This is a genomic window from Citrobacter sp. TBCS-14 (assembly GCF_005280805.1).
Classification (GTDB): Bacteria; Pseudomonadota; Gammaproteobacteria; order Enterobacterales; family Enterobacteriaceae; genus Citrobacter; species Citrobacter gillenii.
The window spans coordinates 1-470 of the sequence record NZ_SZWM01001086.1 but is presented as its reverse complement, the minus strand read 5'-3'; the positions used below and the strand labels follow the sequence as shown (position 1 = coordinate 470).

Annotated in this window: 1 pseudogene; it reads right to left on the bottom strand. The window is 53.9% G+C overall.

What is annotated here, in order from left to right:
• A pseudogene (murI, locus tag FDX22_RS24105) lies at positions 1 to 470 on the bottom strand (glutamate racemase); the annotation flags it as partial.

Sequence of the window (470 nt, the reverse complement as noted above, 5' to 3'; positions counted from 1 at the left end):
ATCCAAGGACCACCGTATCAGGAGGTTCCGACATCCGCAGCCACGGTCTCAGAATACGGCGCAGCTCTTCCAGAGAAACTGTTTCGCCGTGCAGCTTCGCTTCTGCCAGCTCCACCAACTCAGCGGATCCCAACATCGCTATCTGACANGGGTTACGGTAAGAACGGAACTTTCAGCGAAAAGATAACTTTCGATTACGAGCGTTTCACCGTCGCGCGCGTCGCCAGTAGCCCTACAATACCATTCGCCGTGAGCCGCGCCGCGGGTTTAATCGCAGGCACCACACCGACAACCGGAAAAGCGAACTTTTCACGTAATGCCGGGAGTGACACCGTGCTGGCGGTATTGCATGCGATAACCGCAAGTGCGAGGGGATATCGTTGCTGAACTGCAGTCACAATCTCAACAACACGCTCAACGATAAACTCTTCGCTTTTCTCACCATAAGGAAAGGCGACGTTATCGAAAGC